The 5,125-nt window shown below is 67.3% G+C and carries 5 protein-coding genes and 1 pseudogene; 2 read left to right on the top strand and 4 right to left on the bottom strand.

Annotated elements, in window-relative coordinates:
- Nucleotides 1–247 (bottom strand): annotated as a pseudogene (locus ACE3P6_RS07305) (acetyl-CoA C-acyltransferase); the annotation flags it as partial.
- A 129-nt stretch (nucleotides 248–376) separates the two neighbouring features.
- Here ACE3P6_RS07305 and ACE3P6_RS07300 point away from each other — a divergent pair.
- Nucleotides 377–1,477 carry a sugar MFS transporter gene (locus ACE3P6_RS07300; protein WP_374393266.1) on the top strand — a complete coding sequence of 367 codons (1,101 nt, stop codon included), beginning with the start codon at nucleotides 377–379 and terminating at the stop codon, nucleotides 1,475–1,477.
- 26 nt (nucleotides 1,478–1,503) lie between these two features.
- Here the strand turns inward: ACE3P6_RS07300 and ACE3P6_RS07295 are convergent, their stop codons facing one another.
- Nucleotides 1,504–2,079: a DUF2585 domain-containing protein gene (locus tag ACE3P6_RS07295; protein WP_374393263.1), complete on the bottom strand. Its 576-nt coding sequence runs from the start codon at nucleotides 2,077–2,079 to the stop codon at nucleotides 1,504–1,506.
- Nucleotides 2,080–2,154: 75 nt separating this feature from the next.
- Entirely contained in the window at nucleotides 2,155–2,910 is a 756-nt protein-coding gene (locus ACE3P6_RS07290) for a metallophosphoesterase family protein (RefSeq protein WP_374393260.1), read from the bottom strand.
- 162 nt (nucleotides 2,911–3,072) lie between these two features.
- Here ACE3P6_RS07290 and ACE3P6_RS07285 point away from each other — a divergent pair, with 162 nt between their 5' ends.
- Nucleotides 3,073–3,480, top strand: a complete 408-nt coding sequence (locus ACE3P6_RS07285; RefSeq protein WP_374393258.1) for a VOC family protein — start codon at nucleotides 3,073–3,075, stop codon at nucleotides 3,478–3,480.
- A gap of 8 nt (nucleotides 3,481–3,488) precedes the next feature.
- On the opposite strand, the gene serA is transcribed toward ACE3P6_RS07285, so the two are convergent.
- A complete protein-coding gene (gene serA / locus ACE3P6_RS07280; RefSeq protein ID WP_374393255.1) occupies nucleotides 3,489–5,081 on the bottom strand; it encodes a phosphoglycerate dehydrogenase in 1,593 nt (530 codons plus the stop codon).
- Nucleotides 5,082–5,125 lie beyond the last annotated feature (44 nt).

The following is a 5,125-nucleotide window of genomic DNA, read 5'->3' as shown; positions in this document are numbered from 1 at the left end:
TCGCAGGTGTTGTCTCGGGGATGCCCGCGTTCATCGCCATCACGCGGGAAAGATACATGTCGCGCGGTTCGGTGTTGATCACATGGCCCATGACGACCTGGCCGATCCCGGCGCCCTCGACCCCGGCGCGGGCAAGGGCGGCCTTGGCGGCATGGGTGGCGATGTCGATGGGGGGCAGCGCGGCAAGCGCGCCGCCGAAACCGCCGATGGCGGTGCGGGCGGCGGAGAGGATGTGAATCTCGGTCATCGGGGCCTCCGGGGGTTTTGCGGCAGTTTGCACGATCCCGCAGCGCTTGCCGAGGAAACGTCGCGTCACGGGCGGCATTGACAGCGGCTGGCAGCCGGGGGAAGTCAGGCGGGTCAGCGGGAGAGCGATGTGAAAGACCTGATCCGGGCCCATGCCGGGCTGCTTTTCGCCGGAGTGGCGACCTTCGTCATGATGGGGGCGGGGCAGGCGCTGTTCGGGCCGGTGCTGCCGGTCTATGTCCGCGATTTTTCGTTGACCGAGGGCGAGGCGGGGCTGTTCGTGGCGCTGCTTTGGGTCGGCTGTTTCCTGGGCGTCGGGCTGATGTATTTCAAGGGCGCGGTGATCGGCCCGCGGCACACGCTGGCGGTGATGGCGGCGGGTGCGGGTTTGATGGCAGCGAGCCCGGCCTGGGGGCTGACGCTGGCGGGTGGCGTGGTCTTCGGCATGGGCTATGGCATGGCGACGGCGGTGTTCAACCCGCGCGTCATGCGGGCCTTCGCCGACAAGGGGCCCTCGATGCTGAGCCTTCTGAACGCGACCTTCGGAATCGGTGCCATCGCAGCACCGCTGGTCTTCGTCTGGCTCGGGAGCGATCCGGCCCGGGCCTTCGGCATCGTGGCGGCGGTGATCCTGGCGATCTGGCTGTTCGCCGGTCCCGCAGGTCGGGAGGGTGCTGCCCCGCCCGGTGAGATCAAGGCGTTCAGGCCGGACTGGGCGATCCTGGGCTTCGGCCTCGTCGCCATCGGGATGGAGGCGAGCCTGGCCGGCCTTGGCCCGACCGCGCTGATCCGGGCGGGGGTCGAGGAGCATCAGGCCTCGCGGCTGCTCAGCGCGTTCTTCGTGGTGTTCCTGCTGGCCCGCGTGGCGCTGATCTTCGTCGCCCACCGGGTGCAGCCCTTCGTGCTGTATGCGGTCGCGGTCGGGTCGGCGGCGCTGTTCGCGCTGGGGGCGATGCTCTGGTCGCCTGCGGTGTTCTTCGTGGCGATGGGGGCTTCGGCGGGGATGTTCTTCCCCGGCTTCTACGTCACTGCCTCGGCCAAGATGGGCGAGGACATGAGAGTGCCGCCGACGATCATCGCCTCGGGGCTGGTGGGCGCGATCTGCGCGCCGCTGCTGCTGGCGCCGCTGAGCGCGGCCCTGGGCGAGCGGGGGTTCTTCGTGCTGGCGGCAGGCATCCTGCTCGCAGTCAGCGGGGCGGCGCTGGTGTCGCTGCGGCGGATGCGGGTCTAAAAATTTTCGCGAAAATTTTTAGACTTTTACCGGCCCGCCTGCCACTGGGCCACGCTGTCCAGGGGCCAGACCAGCATCAGCACGTTCAGCGCCAACCCGTCGCGGATGATCCACATGGTCGTGCCCTCGAAGAGGACGATCAGCGCCACCGTGGCCCAGACCGGCAGCTTCGAGGCCAGCCAGAAGCCCAGCACCATCGCCAGCACGTCGCAGACCGTGTTCAGGACGGAATCGCCGAAGTAGTCGAGCGAGATGGTGACCGAGCGGTAGCGTTCGATCACCGCGTCCGAGTTCTCCACGATTTCCCAGGCGCATTCGACCAGAGTCGCGATGGCCAGCCGCCAGCCGAAGCTGAGCTTGCGCGCGACCAGCCAGAGCGCGCCGAAGAACAGGAAGCCGTGGATGATGTGGCTGGGGGTGTACCAGTCCGAGATGTGCTGCGAATTCTCGGCGCTGACCACCTGCCCGTGCCAGAGCTTGATGTAGCCGCACTTGCACCAGGGCTCGCGCCCGATCCACAAGAGCCAGGCGGCGGTGAGGAGGATGATCCCGAGGGTGATCAGGATCGGCGTCAGGCGGTTCGAGGGGCTGCGGTCGGTCATGCCGCGAAGGAATCATGGCCGGAGCGTTCCGTCCAGCGCGTTCCTGCGGGCCGGAGAAAGAATGTCGCGCGGCGGTCAGGCGTTGCGAAACAGCATCGGCGCGGGACGGGGAAGCTTCCTGCGGCCCTGGGGGGTGAGAAGTGCGGCCTCGCGCCCCTCGATCACCACGGCGGAGAGCGGGCCGCCGTAGGCCGCGCCCGAGTCGAGGTTGATGCGGTTGCCGTAGTGGGTGGCGTGGTCGATGGCGGTGTGGCCGTGCACGACGAGGGGGCCGAAGCTTTCCGCCTCGATCAGGAAGGCATCGCGGATCCAGATCAGGTCGGTCTCGGTCTGCTGGTCGAGCGGCACTCCGGGGCGGAGGCCCGCGTGGACGAAGACGCAGTCCCCGGCAAGGTGCAGCGTCGGCAGGGTGGAGAGATAGTCGCGATGCGCGTCGGGGACGGCCGCCAGCGCCTCGGAATAGACCTTCGGGACGGGGCGGTCGGCGGCCTTGGCCACGCCGTAGGAGGCGAGCGTGGTGGCTCCGCCCAGCTTCGGGTGGAGCCAGGAGTATTCCGAGCGCAGGCCCGGCTCCGGTTCGGCGGGGTCGTTCATGAAGCGGGTGAACATGCGGTCGTGGTTGCCCTTGAGCACCACCCAGTCCTCGCCCCGGGCCTGGCCCTGGATCAGGTGGTCGATCACGCCCCGGCTGTCCGGGCCGCGGTCGACAAGGTCGCCGACATGGATGATCTGGCCCGTGCCGTGGCGTGCCATGTCAGCGGCGATCAGGTCATGCGCGGCCTCGAGAAGGCCAAGATGCCCGTGGATGTCGCCGATGGCGTAGAGATGCATGGGTCAGGTCCTGGTGGGGAGCGGAGGGCAGATGCCCCGCGACACTCTGGTGGCGCGCACGGGGTCGTCGGCGTGGGATAGGTGTGCAAGGATGAAAGAACAAGGGCCGTTGCGGCCCGCAGCCCCGGTGCGGCGAGGTCCTTCGGCAGAAAGGAAACGACCATGATCGACCATACCGGCATTGTGGTCAGCGACCTTGCCGCCGCGCGCCGGTTCTACGATGCCGTCGCGGGCGCGCTGGACCTGCTGACGGTGGACAACGGCCCCGGCGCCTTCCTCATGGCCCGGTCGGTGCGGGAGTATCCCTATCTCTGGATCGGGACGCTGCGGCCAAGCTACTGGGCCGAAGGCTCGCGCGCGGGGCTGAACCAGATGCATCTGGCCTTCGCGGCGCGCGACAAGGCGCAGGTCGACGCTTTCTACCACGCAGCGCTGGCGGCGGGCGGGCGCGACAACGGCCCGCCCGGCCCGCGCGCAGGGGCCGGGGACTACTACGGCGCCTTCGTCCTTGACCCCGACGGCAACAACATCGAGGCCTGCTGCCGGGGGGCCGCTGCGACCGGGGGCTGACCGGACGGTCACGCCACCTCGAACTGCAAGGCCTTGACCTGCTGGAACATGCCGGTCGATTCCAGCGTCTCGATCACCTTCGGGTCGATCGGCTGGTCAAGGTAGAGGATGGCGATCGCATCCTGCCCGACGCCCGACCGGCCCAGGGTGAAGTTGGCGATGTTGACGTTGTTCTTGCCCATCGTCATGCCCAGAAGGCCGATGATCCCCGGCACGTCCTCGTTGGTGGTATACAGCATGTGGGCACCGATCTCGGCGTCGATGTTGATGCCCTTGATCTGGATGAAGCGCGGCTTGCCATCCGAGAAGCAGGTTCCGGCGACCGAGCGTTCGCGCTTGTCCGTCACCATCGTGACCTTGATATAGGCGTCGAACACCCCGGTCTTTTCCTGCCGGGTGGTGGAGATCTGGATGCCCTTCTCCTTGGCGACCACCGGGGCGGAGACGAGGTTCACATCCGGGTTCTGGGTCTTCAGCACGCCCGCGATCACCGCCTGATTGAGGGCGGCAAGGTTCATGCCGGCGACGGTGCCGTCGTAGAGGATGTTGATCGCCTTGATCGGCTCGTCCGTCATCTGGCCGATGAAGCTGCCAAGGTGGCTGGCGAGCTTGATCCAGGGCCCCATGACCGCCGCTTCTTCCGCCGTGACGTTCGGCATGTTCAGCGCGTTCTGCACCGCGCCGGTCAGAAGGTAATCCGACATCTGCTCGGCCACCTGCAACGCGACGTTCTCCTGCGCTTCGGTGGTCGAGGCGCCGAGATGCGGGGTGCAGACCACGTTCGCATGGTTGAAGAGCGGGCTGTCGGTGGCGGGTTCCACTTCGAACACGTCCAGCGCCGCGCCCGCGACATGGCCGGAGTTCAGTGCGTCGAGCAGCGCCGCCTCGTCGATCAGCCCGCCGCGGGCGCAGTTGATGATGCGGACGCCCTTCTTCGTCTTCGCCAGATTCTCGCGGCTCAGGATGTTGCGGGTCTTGTCAGTGAGCGGGACGTGCAGCGTGATGAAATCGGCCTTGGCCAGCAGTTCGTCCAGCTCGACCTTGTGGACGCCAAGCTGCTTGGCGCGCTCGTCCGACAGGAAGGGGTCATAGGCCACGACCTTCATGTGCAGCCCGACGGCCCGGTTGCAGACGATGCCGCCGATGTTCCCCGCCCCGATCACGCCGAGGGTCTTGTTGAACAGCTCGACCCCCATGAACCTGGACTTTTCCCACTTTCCGGCATGGGTCGAGGCGTTAGCCTCGGGGATTTGCCGGGCAACAGCGAACATCATCGCGATGGCATGTTCGGCGGTGGTGATCGAGTTGCCGAAGGGCGTGTTCATCACGATGACGCCCTTCTTCGAGGCCGCCGGGATGTCGACATTGTCCACCCCGATCCCGGCGCGGCCGACGACCTTGAGGTGGGTGGCGTTCGCCAGCAGCTTCTCGGTCACCTTGGTGGCAGAGCGGATGGCCAGGCCGTCATACTGGCCGATGGCGGCGGCAAGGGCGTCCTTGTCCTTGCCAAGCTTGGGGAGGTAGTCGACCTCGACCCCCCGGTCGCGGAAGATCTGGACGGCGGTTTCGGAAAGTTCGTCGGAAACGAGGACTTTGGGCATGGGATGGTCCTTGGATGTCGGGGGAGGAGAGTCGGGGGGGGGGG

Origin of the sequence: Tabrizicola sp. (assembly GCF_041911175.1) — a bacterium.
Classification (GTDB): Bacteria; Pseudomonadota; Alphaproteobacteria; order Rhodobacterales; family Rhodobacteraceae; genus Tabrizicola.
The sequence above is the reverse complement of the archived record's forward strand: the minus strand, read 5'-3'. Positions and strand labels throughout refer to the sequence as shown.